Source organism: Achromobacter sp. SD115 (assembly GCF_017355315.1).
Classification (GTDB): domain Bacteria; phylum Pseudomonadota; class Gammaproteobacteria; order Burkholderiales; family Burkholderiaceae_B; genus Achromobacter; species Achromobacter xylosoxidans_B.
The window spans coordinates 59717-82162 of record NZ_JADIJM010000012.1; the positions used below are offsets into that span (position 1 = coordinate 59717).

23 protein-coding genes are annotated in these 22446 nt (G+C 67.0%); 9 read left to right on the forward strand and 14 right to left on the reverse strand.

Going from position 1 to position 22446, the window contains the following annotated elements:
- Positions 1-59: 59 nt before the first annotated feature.
- On the reverse strand, positions 60-1592 hold the full coding sequence (locus IPU70_RS17880; protein WP_207469088.1) for a hypothetical protein: 1533 nt from the start codon (positions 1590-1592) through the stop codon (positions 60-62).
- Positions 1593-1821: 229 nt separating this feature from the next.
- On the opposite strand from IPU70_RS17880, the gene IPU70_RS17885 reads away from it, so the two are divergent.
- Positions 1822-2565 carry a sulfite exporter TauE/SafE family protein gene (locus tag IPU70_RS17885; RefSeq protein WP_207469089.1) on the forward strand — a complete coding sequence of 248 codons (744 nt, stop codon included), beginning with the start codon at positions 1822-1824 and terminating at the stop codon, positions 2563-2565.
- Positions 2566-2644: 79 nt separating this feature from the next.
- Positions 2645-3364, forward strand: coding sequence for a GntR family transcriptional regulator (locus tag IPU70_RS17890; protein ID WP_013391059.1), 720 nt, complete (start codon positions 2645-2647; stop codon positions 3362-3364).
- 54 nt (positions 3365-3418) lie between these two features.
- On the opposite strand, the gene IPU70_RS17895 is transcribed toward IPU70_RS17890, so the two are convergent.
- From IPU70_RS17895 to IPU70_RS17910, 4 genes are all read right to left on the reverse strand, one after another.
- Positions 3419-3769, reverse strand: a complete 351-nt coding sequence (locus IPU70_RS17895) for a 2Fe-2S iron-sulfur cluster-binding protein (RefSeq protein ID WP_207469090.1) — start codon at positions 3767-3769, stop codon at positions 3419-3421.
- Positions 3766-4095, reverse strand: a complete 330-nt coding sequence (locus IPU70_RS17900) for a ferredoxin (protein WP_207469092.1) — start codon at positions 4093-4095, stop codon at positions 3766-3768. The genes IPU70_RS17895 and IPU70_RS17900 overlap by 4 nt, the downstream gene beginning before the upstream one ends.
- 5 nt (positions 4096-4100) lie before the next feature.
- Positions 4101-4400, reverse strand: a complete 300-nt coding sequence (locus tag IPU70_RS17905; protein WP_013391056.1) for a 2Fe-2S iron-sulfur cluster-binding protein — start codon at positions 4398-4400, stop codon at positions 4101-4103.
- A gap of 70 nt (positions 4401-4470) precedes the next feature.
- Positions 4471-5202 (reverse strand): TenA family transcriptional regulator, encoded by a 732-nt coding sequence (locus tag IPU70_RS17910; RefSeq protein ID WP_207469095.1) that lies wholly within the window; start codon positions 5200-5202, stop codon positions 4471-4473.
- Between the two features lie 236 nt (positions 5203-5438).
- Between IPU70_RS17910 and IPU70_RS17915 the strand changes: the two genes are divergently transcribed.
- On the forward strand, positions 5439-5654 hold the full coding sequence (locus IPU70_RS17915) for a hypothetical protein (protein WP_207469097.1): 216 nt from the start codon (positions 5439-5441) through the stop codon (positions 5652-5654).
- A gap of 52 nt (positions 5655-5706) precedes the next feature.
- Here IPU70_RS17915 and IPU70_RS17920 read toward each other — a convergent pair whose 3' ends face one another.
- Positions 5707-6102, reverse strand: coding sequence for a DUF2809 domain-containing protein (locus tag IPU70_RS17920; protein ID WP_207469098.1), 396 nt, complete (start codon positions 6100-6102; stop codon positions 5707-5709).
- 125 nt (positions 6103-6227) lie between these two features.
- Between IPU70_RS17920 and IPU70_RS17925 the strand changes: the two genes are divergently transcribed.
- The 3 genes from IPU70_RS17925 to IPU70_RS17935 all read left to right on the forward strand — a co-directional run bounded on the left by IPU70_RS17925 (position 6228) and on the right by IPU70_RS17935 (position 9654).
- The gene (locus IPU70_RS17925; RefSeq protein ID WP_207469099.1) at positions 6228-7463 is read left to right on the forward strand and encodes a molybdopterin-dependent oxidoreductase; all 1236 of its coding nucleotides are present in this window, start codon (positions 6228-6230) and stop codon (positions 7461-7463) included.
- A gap of 10 nt (positions 7464-7473) precedes the next feature.
- Positions 7474-7818, forward strand: coding sequence for a hypothetical protein (locus IPU70_RS17930; protein WP_013391051.1), 345 nt, complete (start codon positions 7474-7476; stop codon positions 7816-7818).
- A 144-nt stretch (positions 7819-7962) separates the two neighbouring features.
- The gene (locus IPU70_RS17935; protein ID WP_207469100.1) at positions 7963-9654 is read left to right on the forward strand and encodes an MFS transporter; all 1692 of its coding nucleotides are present in this window, start codon (positions 7963-7965) and stop codon (positions 9652-9654) included.
- Here the strand turns inward: IPU70_RS17935 and IPU70_RS17940 are convergent.
- Positions 9590-10624, reverse strand: a complete 1035-nt coding sequence (locus IPU70_RS17940) for a tripartite tricarboxylate transporter substrate-binding protein (RefSeq protein WP_207469101.1) — start codon at positions 10622-10624, stop codon at positions 9590-9592. The two genes, IPU70_RS17935 and IPU70_RS17940, sit on opposite strands and share 65 nt — an antisense overlap.
- Positions 10625-10808: 184 nt before the next feature.
- Between IPU70_RS17940 and IPU70_RS17945 the strand changes: the two genes are divergently transcribed.
- On the forward strand, positions 10809-12218 hold the full coding sequence (locus tag IPU70_RS17945; protein WP_013391048.1) for an MFS transporter: 1410 nt from the start codon (positions 10809-10811) through the stop codon (positions 12216-12218).
- A gap of 7 nt (positions 12219-12225) precedes the next feature.
- Here the strand turns inward: IPU70_RS17945 and IPU70_RS17950 are convergent, their stop codons facing one another.
- The 7 genes from IPU70_RS17950 to hutC all read right to left on the reverse strand — a co-directional run bounded on the left by IPU70_RS17950 (position 12226) and on the right by hutC (position 20650).
- The gene (locus tag IPU70_RS17950; protein WP_242702564.1) at positions 12226-12978 is read right to left on the reverse strand and encodes a carbon-nitrogen hydrolase family protein; all 753 of its coding nucleotides are present in this window, start codon (positions 12976-12978) and stop codon (positions 12226-12228) included.
- Between the two features lie 146 nt (positions 12979-13124).
- Positions 13125-14342 (reverse strand): imidazolonepropionase, encoded by a 1218-nt coding sequence (gene hutI, locus IPU70_RS17955; protein WP_207469102.1) that lies wholly within the window; start codon positions 14340-14342, stop codon positions 13125-13127.
- A gap of 26 nt (positions 14343-14368) precedes the next feature.
- Positions 14369-15898: a histidine ammonia-lyase gene (gene hutH, locus IPU70_RS17960; protein WP_207469103.1), complete on the reverse strand. Its 1530-nt coding sequence runs from the start codon at positions 15896-15898 to the stop codon at positions 14369-14371.
- Between the two features lie 27 nt (positions 15899-15925).
- Positions 15926-17353 (reverse strand): cytosine permease, encoded by a 1428-nt coding sequence (locus IPU70_RS17965; protein WP_207469105.1) that lies wholly within the window; start codon positions 17351-17353, stop codon positions 15926-15928.
- Between the two features lie 72 nt (positions 17354-17425).
- Positions 17426-19105: a urocanate hydratase gene (gene hutU / locus IPU70_RS17970; RefSeq protein WP_207469107.1), complete on the reverse strand. Its 1680-nt coding sequence runs from the start codon at positions 19103-19105 to the stop codon at positions 17426-17428.
- 202 nt (positions 19106-19307) lie between these two features.
- Positions 19308-19910 (reverse strand): HutD family protein, encoded by a 603-nt coding sequence (locus IPU70_RS17975; protein WP_207469109.1) that lies wholly within the window; start codon positions 19908-19910, stop codon positions 19308-19310.
- Complete coding sequence (gene hutC / locus IPU70_RS17980) at positions 19907-20650, reverse strand: histidine utilization repressor (RefSeq protein ID WP_013391041.1); 744 nt, start codon at positions 20648-20650, stop codon at positions 19907-19909. The genes IPU70_RS17975 and hutC overlap by 4 nt, the downstream gene beginning before the upstream one ends.
- Before the next feature lie 199 nt (positions 20651-20849).
- On the opposite strand from hutC, the gene IPU70_RS17985 reads away from it, so the two are divergent.
- Both IPU70_RS17985 and IPU70_RS17990 read left to right on the forward strand, forming a co-directional pair.
- Positions 20850-21140, forward strand: coding sequence for a metal-sensing transcriptional repressor (locus IPU70_RS17985; RefSeq protein WP_041652083.1), 291 nt, complete (start codon positions 20850-20852; stop codon positions 21138-21140).
- Positions 21141-21169: 29 nt separating this feature from the next.
- Entirely contained in the window at positions 21170-22279 is a 1110-nt protein-coding gene (locus IPU70_RS17990; protein ID WP_013391039.1) for an S-(hydroxymethyl)glutathione dehydrogenase/class III alcohol dehydrogenase, read from the forward strand.
- Positions 22280-22446 lie beyond the last annotated feature (167 nt).

Genomic DNA, 22446 nt, shown 5'->3' on the forward strand with positions numbered 1-22446 from the left:
CCCCGCCCTTGGAAAAAAGGGTCCCCGCAGGGACCCCAAAGCAGCGCCACAAACAGGACTCAACTCCAGATCAGCACCGCGCAGATCGTCGAGACGAACAGCGCCAGCAGCACCGGCAACAGCAGGGCGCGCACCAGCGACAACACGTTCACCCGCGCGAAGCCTGCCACCGCGATCAGCGAGGACCAGGCGATCAGCGTGCCGCCCCCGGTCCAGACCGCGCCCATCTGGCCCACGGCCGCCAGCGTCGCCGGGTCCACGCCCACCACCGGGCCCAGGGCGCCCGACAGCGTGCCGGTCAGGGGCAAACCGGCAAAGCCGGAACCGTCGATGCCGGTGATCATGCCGACCAGCAGCACGCCAAAGGCCACCAGGAAATGGTTTTCCGGGATCAGGTGCTGCCCGGCCGAAATCACCTCGAACAACAGCCCGGGCGCCTGCGCCTGCGGTACGCCCAGGATCTGCGCGGCGGTTTCGTTGGCGCCCACGAAAAAGAAGCCGGCGATCGGCAGCACCGAGCCCATGGCTTTGAAGGCGAACACGAAGCCGTCGGTGACATGCTCCGGACAGACGTCCAGCATCTTGCGCGGGCCTTCCGCGGCCAGGGTCACCAGCATCATCACCACGAACGCCACGCCGCCCACCAGCGCCGCCGCGTCGCCGCCGCGCAGCGCGGGCAGGGACGGGAACAGGCGCGGCAGCACCATGACGGCGATCACCGCCAGGAACGCCAGCGGCGTCACGACCGCGAAGGTCTTGGACCAGCGCACGCGGCGGCGCTCCTCGTCGCTCAGGGCCGGACCGCTGGGCAGGGAGGGATCCGCGCCCATGGTGCCGCGGGCCAGTTCGGCCTTGTCGAAGGAGCCGGACTGCTCGATGCGCGCCAGGCTGCCGTCCTGCGCGCGGGCTTGCCAGGCGGACAGCAGCGCCGCGTCGGCCGGCACGATGTGTTTGCGGATCAGCAGGTAGGCGACCACCAGCGCCACCCCGCCGGTGATCAGCGACAGCACCAGCGCGCGGTCCGCGACCACGGCGGCGCTGACCGCCGCCCCCGCCGCCTTGGCGCTGATGCTGGGCGCCACGCCGATCACATAGTCCGAGGACAAGGCCATGCCCTGGCCGGCGATGGCAATGGCCATGGCGCCCGCCAGCGGCGGCAGGCCTGCCGCGATGGCCGCGGGCAGCAGGATGGCGGACACCAGCGGCACCGCCGGCGTGGGCCAGAAGAACAGCGAGATCACATAAGTACAGAGGGCGATGATCAGGAAGGACGAATGCCCGCCCCGCATGACGCGGCGAAACGGCTGCACCATGCGCACGTCCGCCTGCAGGGTCTTCAGCGCATTGAGCAACGCCGTCATGAAGGTGATCACCAGAAAGATGTTGAACAGCTCCTTGGCCGCCACGAAGCTGGCCGAGAAGATGCCTATCAGGGCGCTGATCGGATTGCCCGTGATGGCAAGCACCACCAGAAAGGTGCCGATGACCGACGGCACCACCACATTGGCCCGCAGGATCATCGTCAGGATGATGGCGGCCACGCTGATTAGGTACATCCAGTGAGCAGCGTTGAGCACTACGTCCGCTTGCATGTGCTATTCCCCTTGTATGCGTGGCTGTCGTATCACCACATTCGGTATACTATATTTCGTTTGTAGCCATACCAATCGAAATATGCAGCGCCTAGGGAAAGCGATAATTCTGAAAAATCCATGAATACCGCCGGAAAATCAGGGGATTACCCTAGTTTTTGAAACCCCTTATGAAATTCGGAAAATTCATAGATAGACTATCGTATACATTTAAAGAACAAATCCAGGCATGACATCCTCCCTGCCGTACCCCGATCTCATCCAGTACGCCACCATGGCCGCCGTGGTGTTCGGCGCCGCGATCGCGCAGGGCGTGGGCGGCGTGGGTTTCGCCATGTTCGCCGCGCCGGTGGCGGCCATGTTCTTCCCCCAGTTGGCGCCGGGGCCGCTGCTGACGCTGGGCGGCTTCATTTCGCTCCTGACCGCGCTGCGCGAGCGCGCCGCCATCGACTGGCCTTCGGTGTCCTACGCGCTGGCCGGCCGGGCCGTCGGCACGCTGATCGCCATCTACGCCATGACGCGTTTCGCGCCGCAGGCGCTGGGCGTGCTGTTCGCCGCCTTGATCCTGGTGGCCGTGGCGCTGAGCGCGGCGGGCCTGCACTTTTCCGCCACGCCTGGGCGCGTGTCCGGCGCGGGCGTGGCCTCGGGCATCATGGGCACCATGACCTCGGTGGGCGCGCCGCCCATCGCCATCGTGATGCAGCATGCGGCGCCGCCGCGCCTGCGCGCCACGCTGGGCATGGTGCTGTTCCTGGGCTCGATCTTCTCGCTGGCGATGCTGGCCTGGGCCAAGCGCTACACGGGCTATCACGCCGGGCTGGCGCTCAGCCTGGCGCCTTTCCTGCTGGCCGGTTTTGCGGTCTCCAACCGGTTGCGCCACCGCCTGCCGCCGCGCGCCGTGCGTGCCGTGCTGTTGGCGGTATGCGCCTTGGGCGCGCTGGGCGTGCTGGCCAAGGCTTTTTGGGGACACTGATGCGGTTCGCCCCCAAAGCCACGCAGCTACACCCGGTAATACAATGGAGACTGTATCCATTAAGCCGAACCTGCTCGCCATGACAACCTCACCCGTCAGCCCGCAAGCCGCAGAAACGCAGCACTCCGCCCCGCTGAAGATCGGCGAGCAGCATCCGCAGTTGTTTGCCGTCATCCGCGACAAGCTGCGCGAACGCATCCTGAGCGGCGAATTCACGCCCGGCGATCGCCTGGTCGAAGGCCGCCTGTCCGAAGAAATGGGCGTGTCGCGCATCCCGGTGCGCGAGGCGCTGCGCGCCCTGGCCGCCGAAGGCCTGGTGACCATCGAGCCGCGCCGCGGCGCGTCCGTATCAGTGCTGTCCGACGCGGTCGCCTACGACATGGTGGAAGTGCGCGCCACGCTGGAAGGCCTGAACGCCAAGCTCGCGGCGCAACGCCGCGACGAGAAAACCGTTGAACGCCTGCAGGCTTTCCTGCGCGAAGGCACCGAGGCCGCCCGCAGCGAGCAGCTGGACAAGTTCCTGGCGCTGAACTCCCAGTTCCACGAAATGCTGGCCACCATCGGCGGCAATGTGGTGCTGACCGACCTGATGCGTTCGCTGCGCGACCGCACGGCGCTGCTGTTCGCGCCCAGCAACATGCTGCGCGCCAAACAGAACTGGGACGAGCATTCCCAGATCCTCAATGCCGTCATCGCCGGCAACGGCGACCTGGCCGCGCTGCTGGCCAGCCAGCACGTGCACAACGCCGCCAAGGCTTATACGGAAGCACAGCAGCAGCCGCACGCATCGGTGGCCTGAGCCGGCCGCGCACGAGCCAGCCGAGGCCCGCCGCGTCCTGGCGGGCAGCCGCCCTCAAGTCGCCGCTTCGACAGGATCCGACGCCGCGCCGACCACCACGCCCTTGCCGTTCTGGACCACCCACGAGACCTTCACGTCGCCATTGACGAAGGTCTGGCAGGCCATGCGGTAGCCGGCCTCGAAGTCCTCCGGGCGCAGATGCTTGCGTTCTTTCGGCTTGATGGCGTCGGTGTTCTCCAGCCCTTCCTCGATGCGGCACTTGCAGGTGCCGCACAGGCCGCCCCCGCACTTGAAGGGGATGCCGCCCTTTTCCTTGAGCGATACGCGCAGCAGATTGCTGTTCTCGGGCGCGGTGGCGACCATGCCGCCATTGGAAATGAATGTGATCTGGACCATATTGTTCAATGCTCCGCTGCGACCGCGCCCGGGCGCAGCGTCAAAGTCGATTCCATGCTGCCAAAGCGCGTCAGGTGGGCGAGTTCCTTGCGGGCTGCTTCAACCGACGCGAACCTTTCCAGGAATTTGGAAGGCACGCGGTTCACCACGTAGGGCGGAGTTTCCTCGGTGACGACCAGCTTGGTGTCGCCATGCAGGCGGGCGATGCAGTAGACCGCCAGCGCACGGCCGTAGAAGGCGTAGTCGTAGGTTTCCAGGATGTCCACCGCACCCTGGTCCGCTTCCGTGCGGAACACGCCAGGCTTGCTGGTCAATATGACGTACACCGGGTCCATCGCCGCTATGCCTCCAGGTCCTGAACCAGCTCGATGTCGCTGGTAAGCCAGAGCTGGCACGCCAGCCGGTAGCCCTGGTCGATCCGCTCGCCCAGCTGCTTCTTTTCCTTCCAGTTGACCGGCGGCAAATGCTCGGCCCCGGCCAGCACGCGGCAGGCGCACTTGGCGCACTTGCCCATGCCGCACTCGTAGCGCAGATGCGGATACGGAAACTGCTTGATGCCGGCCCGCACCACCAGGTTGGTGTTGTCCTTCACCACGTCGGTGTAGGTCTGGCCGCCCTTATGAAACACGATGGTAGGCATGGGTTTTCTGCTCTGGGATCTGCGGGCCGGGGCCGTCCGGCACAAGGTTCCGGACGGCCCCGCCATATGCTCAGGCCGCAAGGCCCAGTTCGGGCAGCGCGATTTCCTGCTGCACGTAGTCGGTGTAGAGCGCGGTCGTGTACAGCAACCGCATCTGGGCGCCGATCTCGCAGATCTTCAGGCAGCGCTGCTGCAGGTCCACCGTGTTGGCGTGCTCCAGCACGATCTGATAGCCGCGTTCGCCGTGGATTTCGTCGGACACGATATGCAGGTCGAAGAATTCCACTTCCTCGTCGGTAAAGCCGTACTTCTCGCGCAGGGTCGGGGTCTGCTTGCGGTAGATCGACGGCACTTGCGATTCCAGGCCCACCACCAGTCCGGCCACCGCCACGATGGGATCCTCGCGCATGGCTACGGCGTAGCACCAGCTTTGCAGGGCGCGCGTGGTGGGCGACATGTTGTCGGGGTTGACGACCCGTTCGCGGGTGGTGCCGCAGGCTTCGGCAAAACGGATCAGCAGATCCGTGTGGCGGTCGCCGCCGATTTCCTCTTCATACATATTGGCCAGCAGGAAGTCCTTGGCCTCGGTGTAGGAGTCGGGCGTGCGGGCGTACAGGTAGCCCAGGTAATCGGCGAACGGACCCACATAGTGGTAGTGGTTCTCGGCCCAGCGCTGCAGATGCTGGCGGCTGAGCTTGCCCTCTGCCCAGGCGATGGAAAAGGGCGAGGCGTTGGCGCTCTTGCCCTTGATCGCGTTTTCCAACGCGGTACGGAATTCATCTCGGTTCATCAGTTCAGCCATGACGCGCTCCAGGTCCAGTGGTGAAGACTCCAGGCTGGTCTTAGCCCGGGCATGATGAACATTGTATACCGTCTACTATTTTGAACTGCTAGGGCAATCCCGAAGATCGATCAGAGCTTGCTCAATAAACAGGGACAGTATTTATGGATCAATGACTTGGCGTGCAGGCACGGTGGTTGCCCGGATGAGCGCATGTAGGTACAATGAATACACTTTCAATGCAATACGGAAATACCATGAATACCCGCCACCCCCTGGGAGACGCCCCGATCGGCCAACAACTGCTGACGCACTACGCCCGCCGCGACGCCGTGCGCCATGCCACTCCGCTGTTTCCTTCGTCCTGGGCCGAGCTCTTCGCGCCGTTCCGCAATGCCCGGCTGCAACCGCTGCGCGCGGCCAAGCCCACCGCGCGCGCGCATGACGACGCGCCGGTCTGCCAGGCAGGCTGATTCCCGGGTGGATAGCCTGGCGCTCGCGGCCAGGCGGAAAGACGAAAAGCGCTCAGGCGCCGCGCAACGCGGCGCCCCGCCGCCGGTTCCAGGCGGCCAACGCCAGCACCAGCACGAATCCCAGCGTGTAGGCCAGCATGTCCCACCAATCGGGCACGCTGCCCAGGACGATGCGCAATAGCGGCTGCTCCAGCCGCCAACCGAAATGCCGGGCCAGGTATTGGCCCAGTTCCACCGCATAGCCGGTGAACAGCGCGGCCAGCGCCAACGGCAGCACATCCGCGCGGATGAAGCTGCGATACACCAGATAGGCCCAGCCCACCGCCACCACGTCGCCCACGAAGCCACGCAGCAAGGGATAGGGCGCGCCCAGGGTGGCGATCAGCGCTTCCAGCGCGGTTACGGCCAGTAGCGCAGCGAAGGCGCGCTTGTTGAATGTCAGGATCATCGAAGCGAAAAACGCGGAAATTGGAATGGGCAGCGCGGACGTTAACGCATTTGTCAGGCCGTGGCGCGTAGCCTCGTGTGAATGCGCCGGGGGCAGGGCGCTGACAAGAACGAGGAGACACCTAGATGAGCACATTCGACCCGAATGGGCGCCGGCGCTTCCTGCGCCAGGCCTGTACGCTGGGCGCGACCGGCACACTGGCCGGCCATGCGCTGACCAGCCTGGCGGCGCCGGCCACCGTCACCCTGCCGTTCGCCAATGGCGAGCGCGAGTTGATCGCCTATCCGCAAAAACGGCCCCTGATCCGCCAGACCTCGCGCCCGCCGCAGCTGGAAACGCCGTTCTCGGTTTTCAACGGAAACGTCATCACGCCCAACGACGCCTTCTTCGTGCGCTATCACCTGGGCAACATCCCTACGGCGATCGACCTGAACACCTACCGCATCAAAGTCAGCGGCCTGGTCGACAAGCCCCTGGACCTGTCGCTGGCCGATCTGAAGCAGCAATTCGGCAAGCCGGTGGAACTGGTGGCGGTCACCCAGTGCTCGGGCAACAGCCGCGGCTTCTTCTTGCCACGCGTGGGCGGCGGGCAGTCGGGCAACGGCGCCATGGGCAATGCCCGCTGGCTGGGCATCCCGCTCAAGCGCGTCCTGGAAAAAGCCGGCATCCGCGCCGATGCGCGCCAGATCTCGTTCGAAGGCCTGGACCGGCCGGTGCTGCCCGGCACGCCCGAGTTCGTCAAGGCGCTGGATGTCGCCCACGCGCTGGACGGCGAGGTCATGCTGGCCTACGCCATGAACGGCGCCGACCTGCCCATGCTCAACGGCTATCCCGTGCGCCTGGTGGTGCCGGGGTACTACGGCACCTACTGGGTCAAGCACCTGGCCGACATCAAAGTGCTGGACAAGGAATTCGACGGCTTCTGGATGCAGAAGGCCTATCGCATCCCCGACAACGATTGCGCCTGCACGCCGCCGGGCAAGGCCCCGGAAAAGACCCGCCCCATCGGCCGCTACAACGTGCGCAGCTTCATCACCAGCCTGAGCGCGGGCGCGCGCGTCGCCCGCGGCAAGCCGGTGCAGGTGCGCGGCATCGCCTTCGACGGCGGCAAGGGCATACGCGAGGTCCAGTTCTCGTCCGACGACGGCAAGACTTGGCAGGCCGCCAAGCTGGGAAAGGACCTGGGCCGCTATTCCTTCCGCGAATGGCATGCCGACTTCACGCCCAAGGCCGCCGGCGACTACACACTGAAGGTCCGCGCCACCAACATGGCCGGCGACACCCAGCCGCTGGACCCGCTGTGGAACCCGGCCGGCTACATGCGCAACGTGGTCGAAGCCGTCCGCGTCACCGCCGCCTGAGGAGAGCGCCATGAACCGCCATTTCCGTCGCTGCCTGCCGGCGCTCGCGCTGGCCTGCGCCTGTCTGTCCCCGGCCGCCCAGGCCCTGGAAATCAAGCTGCCCCAGGAAACCGCCACGCTGCATCCCGGCACGGGCGCGGGCGCGCAGCACGCCGCCCTGTGCCTGATGTGCCATTCGGTCGACTACGTGTCGTCCCAGCCGCCCATGCCCCTGGGCTTCTGGGATGCCGAGGTCAAGAAGATGGTGGGCACCTACGGCGCCCCCATCCCCGCCGACCAGGTTCCGCTGATCGTGGAGTACCTGAATCAGGCTTATCCGCCGGCCCCGGCTGCGGCTCCCGCCGCCAAGCAGTAGGCGGCAAACAGCAAGCTCCCTGGGCGGCGCGCGGCCGCTCTGAGGAGCCGTGCGCGCTCCCATCGATCACCGGCTTAGGCGTACCATTACCCGACCCAGACCACGCCCGACAGGAGCGCCCACCCGGCGCGCCGGAAGAACTCCATGCTGCAACCCGTTTCGGCCAACACCGATCTGCCCGCGGACGCGCCGGCCGCTCCCGCCCCCGTGCTGCAGGTGAGCACGCTATCCCCCTTCGCATTTCCGGCTTTCCGCATCATCTGGATCGCCAACCTGTTCGCCAACCTGGGCACCTGGGCGCAATCCGTCGCCGCCGCGTGGATCATCACCACCGAGCAGAGCAGCCCGCTGATGGTCGCCATGATCCAGGTAGCCGCCGCCTTCCCGCTGGTGGCGCTGTCCATCCTGACCGGAGTGCTGGCCGACAACTACGACCGCCGCAAGGTCATGCTGACCGGCATGCTGCTGGAACTGGCGGGTGGCGTCTTCATCACCATCCTGGCCTTCGCCGGGCTGCTGCATCCCATCACGCTGATCGCGTCCGTCTTCTGTATTGCCATCGGCAGCGCCATCGTCACGCCGGCCTGGCAGGCCGCCGTCGGCGAGCAGGTGCCGCGCGCCCACGTCGGCAGCGCGGTGCTGCTGAACAGCGTCAACTTCAACGTGGCGCGCGCGGTCGGGCCGGCCATCGGCGGCCTGCTGCTGGGCGCCATGGGCGCGCCCTGGGTGTTCCTGCTGAACTGCTTCTGCTATGGCGGCCTGATCTGGGCCATCTGGCGCTGGAGGCGCGACCTGCCGTTGCGCCGCCTGCCGCCCGAGGGCATCCTGGAAGGCGTGGTGGCGGCGCTGCGCTACACCCAGCATTCCACCGTGACCCGCGTCGTAATGCTGCGGTCCTTCGCTTTCGGGCTGTCCGCCAGCGCGTTGTGGGCATTGCTGCCGCTGCTGGCCCATGAACATGAAGGCGGCAGCGCCCTGCTGTACGGCTACATGCTGGGCGCGCTGGGACTGGGCGCCATCCTCGGCAGCGCCTTCGTGCGGCGGGTGCAGGCCGCCTGGGGCGCGGGCGGCCTGGTCAGCGTGGCCGCCGCGCTGCTGGCCGCCTGCCTGCTGGCGCTGGGCCTGACCGGCACCTTGTGGGTGGCCTTTCCGGCGCTGCTGCTGTCGGGCAGCTGCTGGATCGGGGTGCTGGCCACCTACAACACCACCGTCCAGATGCTGGTGCCGGACTGGGTCAAGGCGCGCGCGCTGGCGCTGTACCAGACGGCCATCTTCGGCGGCCTGGCGGCCGGGTCCTTCATGTGGGGCCACTTCGCCGGCACCATGGGCGTTTCCGGCGCTCTGGCCACCGCCGGCATCATGCTGGGCATCACCGTCGCGCTCATGTATCGCTCGCGCCTGCCCGAACACCTGGACACCTCGTCGCTGGCGCGCGCCGACAGCACCGAGCCGACCATGGCCGCGGCCGGCTTCAATACGCAGCACGGTGCGGTGCTGGTTGCGGTCGAGTACCTGATCGAGAAGGACAAGCTGTCCGCGCTGATCGGCGCGGCGCATCCGCTGCGGCTCATGCGGCTGCGCAACGGCGCGCAGCAGTGGCAGCTGTTCCGCGACCTGGAGCGCGAGGGCGTCTGGCGCGAAGTGTTCCTGGTGGAAAGCTGGATGCAATACCTGCGCATGATCGACCGCATGACGCTGGAGGACAAGATGGTGCTGGACAAGGTGCGCGCGCTGCATGCCGGCGACAAGCCGCCGGTGGTGTCGCGTAACGTCAGCTATCTGGCGATGAACGAGGCGCAGGGCTTTTCGCTGCGACGCGACCCGGAGTCCCTGTAGCCGGCCGCGCCCGCCAGGCCTGGGCGCGTTCCGCCCAAGCCTGATGGACGGCGTCCATGTTACGCGCCAGGGTGGCCGCATCGCCAAACCTCACCCGCGAGCCCTGCAAGCGCAGTTGCGCGACAACCTCTTCGGATTCGAGCGCCTGCGCCACCTGCTGCTGCAATTGCCCGACGCGGGCCGGCGCCACGCCGCGCGGCGCGAACAGGCCGGCCACGCCGCCGCGCTCCAGCCCGGCCACGCCTTGTTCGGCGAAGGTGGCAACGTCAGCCACATCCGGATGCCGGGCGGAACCCGAGATCGCCAGGAGACGCAGCCGCCCTGCACGCACAGGGTCCAGCAATTCGGCCAGGGAGGTCAGGCCCAGCGCCAGATAACCTCCCTGCAGATCAGTCACCAGCGGCGCGCCGCCCCGGTATGGGATCGCAGTCGCCACCACGCCCAGATGAGCATCCAGCAATTCCAGGGCAAGCTCCGGCACACTGCCGGGCGCCGGCACCCCCACGAACAGCGCATCCTGGTGCGCGCGCAGGTCGTTCAGGCTGCGCAGAGGCGAATCCGCCCTGACCGCCAGCGCCATGGCGGCTTGGTCCGTCATCTGCGCCACGGCGGCGAAGTCGCCCGGCGAGGCATAACCGGCCTGCTTCGCAATATGCGGCACGATGGCCAGCGCGTGGTCATTGGTGAACAGCAGGGTGTGTCCATCCGGCCGCGCGGCCAACAGCTCCTGCGCCGCCAGCATGCCGCCCGCGCCGGGCCGGTTCTCGACCAGCACGACTTCGCCCAGGCCGGCCTCCAGCTGCCGCGCCAGCAGACGGGCGATCACATCCACCCCGCCGCCGGGCGGGAAGCCGACCAGGATGCGCGTCAAGGGCGTGGCGCGCAAACGCCCTGCCAATGCGACGCCCAGGGCGCCCAGCGCGAACGCCGGCAGGAGCCTGCGGCGGCGCCGGGATACGGCAAATTGCATGTTCGATGACTCCTTGCGGGCGCGGACCGGCTCCGCGCAAGGCGGCAGGATAAGGAGAAAAATCCCGCAAGGAAAGCCGGTTGCTCCGGAGGCCCGCCAGCCGCGTTTCTTAACACGTTCTAGAATCAGTGATCGCGGCGCGCCGGCCCTCTGCCCGGACGCCTAGCCCCCAGTGGTCCTGCACATGCTCTCGTTTTCCCGTCATACCGTCTACCCGGCCGGCGTCGGCCTGCCGGCTTCCGAACGCCCGGGCGCGCTCCTCGCCGTCATGCTGGCGCTATGCATGGCCAGCCTGGACACCGCCATCGCCAACACGGCGCTGCCCACGATTGCGCGCGACCTGCAGGCCAGCGACGCGGGCTCAATCTGGATCGTCAGCGGCTATCAACTGGCCATGGTGGCGGGCCTGCTGCCGGCCGCCGCGCTGGGCGAGATCCTGGGCCACCGGCGCGTCTACATCGTGGGGCTGGCCATCTTCATCCTGTCCTCGCTGGCCAGCGGCTTGGCGCCGTCGCTGCCCACGCTGGTGACGGCGCGGGTGCTGCAAGGCCTGGGCGCGGCCGGCGTCATGAGCGTCAACGGCGCCCTGCTGCGCTTCATCTACCCCTCGCGCCTGCTGGGCCGCGGCCTGGGCCTGAACGCCATGGTGGTGGGCATCGCCTTCGCGGCAGGGCCCACCGTAGCCTCGACCATCCTGCTGCTGGGATCCTGGCACTGGCTGTTCCTGATCAACGTGCCCATCGGCCTGCTGGCGTTCGCGCTGGGCCTGCGCAAGCTGCCCGAAACCGTGCGCGCGCCGCATCGCTTCGACGGGCTGGCAGCGGCGCTATGCGCCCTGACGCTGGGCTTGTTCGTACTGGGCGCGAACGAACTGGCGCACGCCGCCCCCCTGCCGCGCGTAGCGCTGGAATGGGGCGTCGCCGCGGCCAGCCTGTGGCTGCTGATGCGCCGGCAGGCGGGCCATCCCGCGCCCATCCTGGCGGTGGACCTGCTGCGCCGGCCCTTGTTCGCCTTGTCCGCCGCCACCGCCGTCTGCGCCTTCGCAGCCCAGGCGCTGGCTTTCGTGTCGCTGCCGTTCATGCTTCAGACCATGCTGGGCTACAGCCAGGTGCAGACCGGCTTTCTCATCACGCCCTGGGCGGTGGTGGTGGCGATCATGGCGCCCATCGCCGGGCGGCTGTCCGACCGCTATGCGGCCGGCACCCTGGGTGGCGTGGGTCTGGCGCTGCTGGCGCTGGGCCTCGCCCTGCTGGCGCTGATGCCCACCGCGCCCTCGGTCTGGGACATCTGCTGGCGCATGGCCATCTGCGGTGCCGGATTCGGCTTCTTCCAATCGCCCAACCTGCGCGCCATCATGATGTCAGCGCCGGCCTCGCGAGCCGGCGGCGCCAGCGGCATGATAGGAACGGTGCGGCTCTTGGGACAGTCCTCGGGCGCGGCCCTGGTGGCCGCCTGTTTCAATGTTTCCAGCACCCACGGCGCCATCGCCGCGCTGTGGCTGGGTTGCGGCTGCGCCGCGCTGGCCTGCGTCGCCAGCTTTTCTCGGCTGCGCTTTGACGCGACCGAGCCGGCGCAGGCCGGCTCGACGCGCTAGCGCCGCGCTACTCCCGGACGTAGCACGGATATAGCGACTGCTGCGCGCGCGAGCGGGCCGGATTCACCTCGATCGCCACGATGGATTCGGTATCGCTGGATTGCGCCAAGGGTTCGCCATCGGGCTGGAAGGCGAACGCCGTTCCACCGAACACCTGTCCCGACGCCGTGCGCCCCGCGCGGTTCGAACTGACCACATAGCAGCCCGACACCAGCGCCGCCATGGCGCCCGCCGTCAGCCAACGGCGCGTTGACGCGCTGCTGGCGCGCGGCGCCACGATCAACTCCGCGCCCGCACGCCCATAGGCGCGTGCGCGCTCGTTGAACATCAGTTCGGTGCACAGCTGCACCCCCAGGCGTATGCCGCCCACCTCGAACACCTCGAACCCGTCGAAGGCGGAATGGAACCAGGTCGCTTCGAAGTAGCCCGGTTCCTCCGGGAAGTACTGTTTGTGATGCAAGCGCGTGTAGCGGCCGTCCTGCAAGGCGAACGCCTCGTTGGCCAGCCGCGCACCCGCATGCACGGGCCGCGACGACACGATGGCCGGCACCTTCAGCGCCGCCAGCGCGTCCAGGCCGGCCTCATGGATGCGCACCGAATCCGCCGCGCGAGCGGCGTCGTACGCCGGGTCCGCCGCCAGCCAGGGACCAAAGGGCATTTCATTGGTGACCAACAAGTCCGGAGCCAACTCGCCGATGCGTTCGGCCATGCCTTCCCAAGTTGCGCCCTTGGGCTCCAGATCGACAGGCCCTTCCATCATGCATATCCGCATAGCCACACCCAATCCGATCGCGCGCCCCGGGATGGGCGCGTCATGCACGCATGGTAGACCGCCTGTCGCGGTTGCGAACGCGGACCGGCTCAAGCCGTCCGTTGCGGGCGCGATCCTGTCCGGATCTGCCTGGGTCAGGCCAGCGTTGCGGCGTCGACCAGCGCACCGTGCCGGACCACCCGCTTGGGCAGGTCGCCGCCTATCCAGTAGGCCAGCTCGGATGGGTGCTGCACTTCCCAGGCGACGAAGTCCGCGTACTTGCCCGCTTCCAGCGTGCCATGCGTGGCCTGCAGGCCCAGCGCCTTCGCCGCGTGCGTGGTCGCCCCGGCCAGCGCCTCTTCGGGCGTCAACCGGAACAGCGTGCAGGCCATGCTCAACATCAGCCGAAGCGACAGCACGGGCGACGTGCCGGGATTCAGGTCGCTGGAGATGGCGATGGGCACGCCATGGCGGCGCAACAGCTCAATGGGAGGAAGCTTGGTCTCGCGCAGGGCGTAGAACGCGCCGGGCAGCAGCACCGCCACCGTCCCGGCCCCCGCCATCGCCAGCACATCGCTTTCGGTCAAGTGTTCGAGATGGTCCGCCGACCAGGCGCCATAGCGTGCGGCCAGGGTCGCGCCGTGCAGCGGCGACAACTGTTCGGCGTGCAACTTCACGGGCAGGCCCAGTTCGCGCGCGGCCTGGAACACCCGCTCGACCTGGTCCGGCGTGAATGCCAGATGCTCGCAGAACGCATCCACCGCATCGATCAGGCCCTCGGCCGCCAATACCGGCAGCATGCGGCGCGCGACTTCGTCGATGTAGTCGTCCGCGCGCCCAGCGTATTCCGGCGGCAGCGCGTGCGCGGCCAGACAGGTCGCGCTGACGGTCAGCGGCAGCATCTGGCCCAGGCGCCTCGCCACCCTGAGCATCTTGCGCTCGTTGGGCAAGTCCAGTCCGTAGCCGGACTTCACCTCCAGCGTGGTCACGCCGTCGCGCATCAGGTGCAAGGCCCGCAGGCGCGCGCTGGCGTAGAGCTCGTCCTCGCTGGCGGCGCGGGTGGCGCGCACGGTGCTGGCGATGCCGCCGCCTTGCGCGGCAATGGTCGAGTAGTCCACGCCTTGCAGGCGCTGCTCGAACTCCTGGCTGCGGTTGCCGCCGAACACCAGATGGGTGTGGCAGTCGATCAGGCCGGGCGTAAGCCAGGCACCGCCCAGGTCGTGCTCGCGCGCCGCGTCGGCCGATGGCAATTGCGCCTCGGGGCCGATCCACTCGATGCGGTCATCCCGCGTCACCACCGCGGCCCGTTCGATCACGGAATACTGGCCCTGGGCCATGGTGGCCGCGTGGCAATTGCGCCAGACCTGTCTCATGCATTTACTCCTGTTGCGCGCCGGCTTCAAAGACTGGGCAGCAGGCCCGCCGGCACCAGCGCCGTCAGCCCGCGCGCTGCGATAAGCTGGCTGGCCGCCTCGATGTCGGGCGCGAAGAACCGGTCCCGCTCGTAGTGCGCCACTTTCTCGCGCAACAGGCTGCGGGCGCGCTCCAGCTTGGGCGCGGTCTTCAGGCCCTGGCGGAAATCCAGGCCCTGGCAGGCGCCGAGCCACTCGATCGCCAGGATGTCGCGCACGTTCTCGGCCATGGGCCAGAGCCGCTTGCCGGCATTGGGCGCCATGGACACATGGTCTTCCTGGTTGGCCGAGGTGGGCAGACTGTCCACGCTGGCGGGGTGCGCCAGCGCCTTATTGTCGCTGGCCAGCGCCGCCGCAGTCACCTGGGCGATCATGAAGCCCGAGTTGACGCCGCCGTTGCTCACCAGGAACGGCGGCAGTTGCGACATGTGTTTGTCCATCATCAACGAGATGCGGCGTTCCGACAGCGCGCCAATCTCGGCCAGCGCCAGCGCCAGATTATCGGCCACCAGCGCCACCGGTTCGGCATGGAAGTTGCCCCCCGAAACCACGTCTCCCTGCTCCGCGAACACCAGCGGATTGTCGGAGACCGCATTGGACTCGATCGCCAGCACCTGCGCCACATGGCGTATCTGCGTCAGGCAGGCTCCCATCACCTGCGGCTGGCAACGCAGCGAATAGGGATCCTGCACCTTGTCGCAGTTCACGTGCGAATGGCCGACCTCGCTGTCCTCGGTCAACAAGTCGCGGTACACGGCGGCCACGTCGATCTGGCCTGGCTGACCGCGCGCGGCGTGGATGCGGGCGTCGAACGGCGCGCGCGAGGCCAGCATGGCCTCCACGCTGAGGCTGCCGCAAACCAGCGCAGCCGCCAACAGGTCCTCGGCCTCGAACAGGCCGCGCAGCGCATAGGCCGTCGAAACCTGGGTGCCGTTGAGCAGCGCCAGGCCTTCCTTGGCCGCCAGCGTCAGGGGCTCCAGCCCCGCCTGGGCCAGCGCTTCGCGCGCGGGCAGCCAGGCGCCGCGATGGCGCGCCTTGCTCTCGCCCAGCAACAGCAGCGACATATGGGCCAGCGGCGCGAGGTCACCCGACGCGCCCACCGATCCCTTCAACGGAATATGCGGATAGACCTCGGCATTGACCAGCGCTATCAGCGCGTCGATGACCTTGCGGCGGATGCCCGAATAGCCTCGCGCCAGGCTGTTGATCTTCAGCACCATGATCAGCCGCACCATCGCGTCGTCCAGCGCCTCGCCGACCCCGGCCGCGTGCGACAGCACCAACGAACTCTGCAAGGACTCCAGGTCCTCGCGGGCGATCCGGGTGGTGGCCAGCAGGCCGAAGCCGGTGTTGATGCCGTAGGCCGTGCGGCCTTCGGCGATGATGCGCTCGACGCAGGCCACGCTGGCCTCGATAGGCCCGGCCGCTGCCGGGTCCAGCGTCACGTGCGCCGGCTGTTGATAGACGCGCCGCAAGTCGGCCAGCGTCATGAGGCCGGGTTTCAGATGCAATTCCATTGTGGGTCTCCTAGGCACGTTCCGGCGTCATGGCGTGGGGGTCGATATCGGCGCGCGGGCGGCGCCGCGATGTTGTGGCGGGGCTTCCCGGCGCGCGAACAGGTAATACAGGATGCTGGGTACGACCAGTCCGATGATCCACGAGATATCCACCCCGCCCAGGCGCTCGACCATCGGACCAGTGTAGAGCTTGGTGGAAATGAAGGGCATCTGCACCAACACCCCGAACACGTAGACCAGGATGCCCGGCCAGTTCCAGCGGCCATAGCGGCCGTCAGGATCCGACAGTGCCGCTACGTCGTATTGCCCGCGGCTGACGAAGTAATAGTCCACCAGGTTGACCGCGCTCCATGGCACGAAGAACGCCAGCAGAAAGAGGATGAAGGACTTGAACGCGTTCAGGAAGGAATGCTGCCCGATCAACGCCACGGCCGTGGCCGCGGCGACGATGACCAGCACCAGCAGCGCGCGCTGCCGGCGGGAAATCTCCACATGCCCGCGAAAGCCGCTGGCGATGGTCGCGATGCACATGAAGCTGCCATACGAGTTCAACGTGGAAATCGTGACCTTGCCGAAGGCGATGGTGAAGTACAGCAACGCCGCCATGGTTCCCGTGCCGCCCAGTCCCACGATGTAGGCAACCTCGCGCCCGGCGAACTGGCCGGCCGCCATGGCCGCGGCCAGCACACCCAGCACCATGGCGATCTGCGCGCCCAGCACGGAACCCAGACCCACCGCCAGGAAGGTCTTGAAGGAAGAGGTCCGGCTCGGCAGGTAGCGCGAGTAATCCGCAACATAGGGGCCGTAGGCGATCTGCCACGAGGCCGCCAGGGACACCGCCAGCAGGAAGGAGCTCCAGGTGAAATGGCGGATCTGCAACAGCTGACCCACATCGCCCAGCGCGATCACCCGGCTGAAAAGGTAAAAGAAGGCGATGATGCCCAGCACGGTCGCGATGCGCCCGATGATGTGGATCACCTGGTAGCCAAACAACGTCGCCGCCACGATCACCGCCGCGAAGATCAGGATGCCGACGGTATCGCTCACGCCGAATAACTGGCCCAGGGCCTGCCCCGACAGCACCGTACCCGTGGCCGTGAATCCCAGATACATCAGGCACACCAGCACGATGGGTATGGCCGCGCCATAGACGCCGAACTGCACCCGGCTGGAGATCATCTGTGGCAATCCCAGCTTGGGTCCCTGGGCCGCGTGCAGCGCCATGACGCCGCCACCGAGCACCTGCCCGACGAACAGCCCGATCAGCGACCAGAATACGTCTCCGCCCAGCACCACGGCCAGCGCCCCGGTGATGATGGCAGTGATCTGCAGATTGGCGCCCATCCATAGCGTGAACTGGCTGTAGAGCTTGCCGTGGCGCTCGTCTTCGGGAATGAAATCTATCGAGCGCCGCTCGATGAGCGGCCCTCTTGCTGCCTGGCTGTCCTGAGTCATCGTGTTGTCTCGGTCATGGCTAGTCTACGGTCGCGGGCGCAACAGCAACCCGCTGGTATGGGCGGCTTCGTATCAGCGCTTGCCCGCAAGCATGGGCAGGTTCAGGCCCTGCTCCTTGGCGCACTCGATGGCCTCTTCGTAGCCGGCGTCGGCATGGCGCATGACGCCCGTGCCCGGATCGTTGGTCAACACGCGGCCAATGCGCGCAGCGGCCTCGTCCGTGCCGTCGCACACGATGACCATGCCGGCATGCTGCGAGAAGCCCATGCCCACGCCGCCGCCATGGTGCAGCGACACCCAGGTGGCGCCGCTGGCGGTGTTCAGCAGCGCATTCAGCAGGGGCCAGTCGGACACGGCGTCCGAGCCGTCGCGCATGGATTCGGTTTCCCGGTTGGGGCTGGCGACGGAGCCGGAATCCAGGTGATCGCGGCCGATGACGATGGGCGCCGACAGCTCGCCCGAGCGCACCATTTCATTGAACGCCAGGCCCAGCTTGGCGCGCTGGCCCAGGCCCACCCAGCAGATGCGCGCCGGCAAGCCCTGGAAGCTGATGCGCTCACGCGCCATGTCCAGCCAGCGGTGCAGGTGGGCGTCGTCGGGGATCAGCTCCTTGACCTTGGCGTCGGTCTTGTAGATGTCCTGCGGATCGCCCGACAGCGCGGCCCAGCGGAACGGGCCTACGCCGCGGCAGAACAGCGGCCGGATGTAAGCGGGCACAAAGCCCGGGAAATCGAACGCGTCCGACACGCCTTCTTCCTTGGCCATCTGGCGGATGTTGTTGCCGTAGTCGAAGGTGGGGATGCCCTGGCGCTGGAACGCCAGCATGGCCTGCACGTGCACGGCCATCGATTGCTTGGCGGCCTTGATGACAGCGGCCGGTTCGCGCTTGGCGCGGGCGCGGTAGTCCTGCCAGGTCCAGCCCACCGGCAGATAGCCGTTCAGCGGATCGTGCGCGCTGGTCTGGTCCGTGACCATATCGGGGCGCACGCCGCGGCGCACCAGTTCAGGGAGTACCTCGGCGGCGTTGCCGCACAGGGCGATGGAGACGGCGCGGCCTTCCTGCGTGTACTTGGCGATGCGCGCCAGCGCGTCGTCCAGGTCGCGGGCCTGCTCGTCCACGTAGCGGGTGCGCAGGCGGAAGTCGATGCTGGCCTGCTGGCATTCGATGTTCAGCGAGCAGGCGCCGGCCAGCGTGGCCGCCAACGGTTGCGCGCCGCCCATGCCGCCCAGGCCCGCGGTCAGCACCCAACGGCCTTTGAGGTTGCCGTCGTAGTGCTGGCGGCCCGCCTCGACAAAGGTCTCGTAGGTGCCCTGCACGATGCCCTGGCTGCCAATGTAGATCCAGCTGCCCGCGGTCATCTGCCCGTACATGGCCAGGCCTTTGGCGTCCAGTTCGTTGAAGTGTTCCCAGGTGGCCCAATGGGGCACCAGATTGGAATTGGCGATCAGCACGCGCGGCGCATTGGCGTGGGTCTTGAAGACCCCAACGGGCTTGCCCGACTGCACCAGCAGGGTTTCGTCCTCGTTCAGGTTCTTGAGCGACTCGACGATCTTGTCGTAGCAGTCCCAGTCGCGGGCGGCGCGGCCGATGCCGCCATAGACCACCAGTTCCTTGGGGTTCTCGGCCACGTCGGGGTCCAGATTGTTCATCAGCATGCGCAAGGGGGCTTCGGTCAGCCAGCTCTTGGCGTTCAGTTGCTTGCCGCGCGGTGCGCGGATGACGACATCGCGGTATCGGTTCGAATTTTCCAAGAGGCTCTCCTTGATCGGTTCGGCTGCGCGCCTGATGCGCACGCTTCGGTTACCGCCATCATAGGATGCCTATGCTTGTATATACAAGTTTATAAGACCAATACCGGACTAGGGATTTCCCGAATAAGGGGCGCCGGAACGACAAGCGTCCTGATTTTTTGAGGGTCGAAAAAAAAGGCCACCCGCGGCGGCCTCGGAGGGATCAGGCGGCGCGCGGCAATAGTTCGATCACGCAGGCATCCAGCGCAGCTTCGCCTTCCAGGCGGTACTCCACCAAACCGTCCGCCGGCTCGGCATGCAGGCAGTCGTAGCGCGAGGGCAGCGCGTGCGCCGTGCCATTGACGCCAATGGACAGAGAGCCGCCGGCGTTCAGCACCAGCACGTGGCGCGCGGCGCTGTGAAAGGTCCACGGTCCCGCGCCCGCCACCCATTGCAGCCGGGCATGCCAGCGCGCCGGCGCGTAGATCAGGTTGAAGTCGCGTATGGGTCCGTCCAGCAAACGGCACTGCACCTGCGCATCGCCCGCGAAGGCATAGGGCTGGCGCGGCACCAGCGGCGCCTGTCCGCTTCCGTCCACGGTCAGCTGTATGCCCCGCCCCTCCAGCACGGTGATGATGCGCTGATAGCCAGTAAACGCCGAAAAGCCGCCGTCCTGGGCCACATCGGCGATGGACAGGCGCCAATCGAACGCAGCGGCGCTGCCGCCCGGGTTGCAGGCGACTTCCTGCGTGGTGCCGCCGCCGTTGCGCCAGGGCATGCGCGGATAGTCGGCGGCGCGGTAAAGATGGACTTCAGGTTGCGTCATGAGGTGAACTTGCCTTCCAGGCGATGCCGGGAACCAGGGTGGATCAAACGGGCCAGGGTAACGGCATGGTCGCCGGACCAGGTGCGGCGGCTGATCAGCAGACAGGGCTCATCGCGCTCGATCTGCAGCAGCTGGCATTCGCGCGGCTTGGCCAGGATGGCCTCGACCACATGTTCGCCTTCGCTCAGCGGCGCCACGCGTGTCAGGTATTCGTATGGGGTGCTTTGCGTGAAGTCCTGCTTGAGATAGTCCGGCGCCAACCGCACATTCACATAGCGATCCTCCAGCTGGATCGGCACGTCGTCTTCATAGTGGACGATGATCGAGTGATACACCGGCTGCCCGGCGCGGATGTCCAGCGCCAGCGCCTGTTCCGCGCCCGCGGGCTCCTCGGCCAGCCGGACCACGCGGCTGTGGTGGCGATGCTTGCGCGCCGCGATCTCGTCGGCAATGTTGTTGACGGCGAACAGCGCCGAGCGCGCCTTGGGCTGGGCCACGAAGGTGCCCACGCCCTGCATGCGCACCAGCAGCCCCTCGGCCGTCAACTCGCGCAGGGCGCGGTTGATGGTCATGCGGCTGAACCCCAACTCATCCACCAGTTCGCTTTCCGAGGGTACCCGGTAGTGTTCCGGCCATGCGCCGCTGCGGATCTGCTGCGCGATCATCTGCTTGACCTGCGCATAGAGCGGAGCAGGGGGAGCATTGGCTTGGATGGGCAATTTGGGAGGGTTCGAGGCCACGGAAAATCCTGTAGTGCGGCGCGGGGCGGCCGGTAGCGGACAGCGCCTAGTATAGACAGGTACAGATTGCTTGCGCCGCGGCGGCGCGCGAGCCGCAGCCGCTGGCGGCCCTAGGCATGGACCGCCGCGCCGGAGTATGTTGGTAGACGGGAGTCGCCAGATTCCCTATACTCCCCCCCTGTATTTATCGGAGCCTGCCGTGCCGCACTCCCCGGAAGAAAAGAAACGCGTCGTCACCCGCTTGCGACGCATCCAGGGCCAGGCGCTGGCGCTGGAGCGGGCCGTGAACGAAGGCACGGAATGCGGCGCGCTGCTGCAGCAGCTGGCCGCCTTGCGCGGCGCCGCCACCGGCCTGATGGCCGAGGTGCTGGAAAGCCATCTGCGTGAAACCTTCCTCCAATCCGCCCAGGGCGGACGCCAGGACGCCACGATCGAACCCGAAGCGGAGATCGACCTCTTGATGCGCCTGGTCCGTTCCTACTTGAAATAACGCTATCTGACATACCTGGAGCCCTAGCTATGAAATCACGCGCAGCAGTCGCATTCGGACCCGGCAAGCCGCTGGAAATCGTTGAAATCGACGTCGCGCCGCCGCAGCGCGGCGAGGTGCTGGTGAAGATCACCCACACCGGCGTCTGCCACACCGACGCCTTCACCCTCAGCGGCGACGACCCTGAGGGCCTGTTTCCCGCCGTGCTGGGCCATGAAGGCGCGGGCGTGGTGGTCGAAGTCGGCGAAGGCGTGACCTCGCTCAAGCCGGGCGACCATGTCATTCCGCTCTACACGGCCGAATGCCGCGAATGCAAGTTCTGCCTGTCCGGCAAGACCAACCTGTGCCAGAAGGTGCGCGCCACCCAGGGCAAGGGCGTCATGCCCGACGGCACTTCGCGCTTCAGCTACGACGGCAAGCCGCTCTATCACTATATGGGCTGCTCGACCTTCAGCGAGTACACGGTGGTCAACGAGATCTCGCTGGCCAAGATCAACCCGGCCGCCCCGCATGAAAAGGTTTGCCTGCTGGGCTGCGGCGTCACCACCGGCCTGGGCGCGGTGCACAACACCGCCAAGGTCAAGGAAGGCGATACCGTTGCCGTGTTCGGCCTGGGCGGTATCGGCCTGGCCGTGATCCAGGGCGCGGTGCAGGCCAAGGCCGGCCGCATCATCGCCGTCGACACCAACCCCAACAAGTTCGTGCTGGCCAGCGCCATGGGCGCAACCGACTGCGTCAACCCGAAGGACCACGACAAGCCGATCCAGGACGTCATCGTCGAAATGACCGACGGCGGCGTGGACTTCTCGTTCGAGTGCATCGGCAACGTGCACGTGATGCGCGCCGCGCTGGAATGCTGCCACAAGGGCTGGGGCGAGAGCATCATCATCGGCGTGGCCGGCGCCGGCCAGGAAATCAGCACCCGTCCGTTCCAGCTGGTCACCGGCCGCGTCTGGCGCGGTTCGGCCTTCGGCGGCGTCAAGGGCCGCACGCAGCTGCCGGGCATGGTGGAAGACGCCATGAGCGGCAAGATCGATCTGGACCCGTTCGTGACGCACACGCTGCCGCTGGAGCGCATCAACGAAGCCTTCGACTTGATGCACGAAGGCAAGTCTATCCGCACGGTCATCCACTACTAAGCACGAACCTTTGCGGCAACGACGGGCCCGGTGCGGCATGCGCCGGGCCCGTTGCTTTTCCATGACAGGCGCACGACATGTCGCCCCGCCACATGACAACACTGTCATTCATTTCCGCGTCATCTTGACCCGCGACCATTCGCCCTCCGATGACAGAGGGGTACACG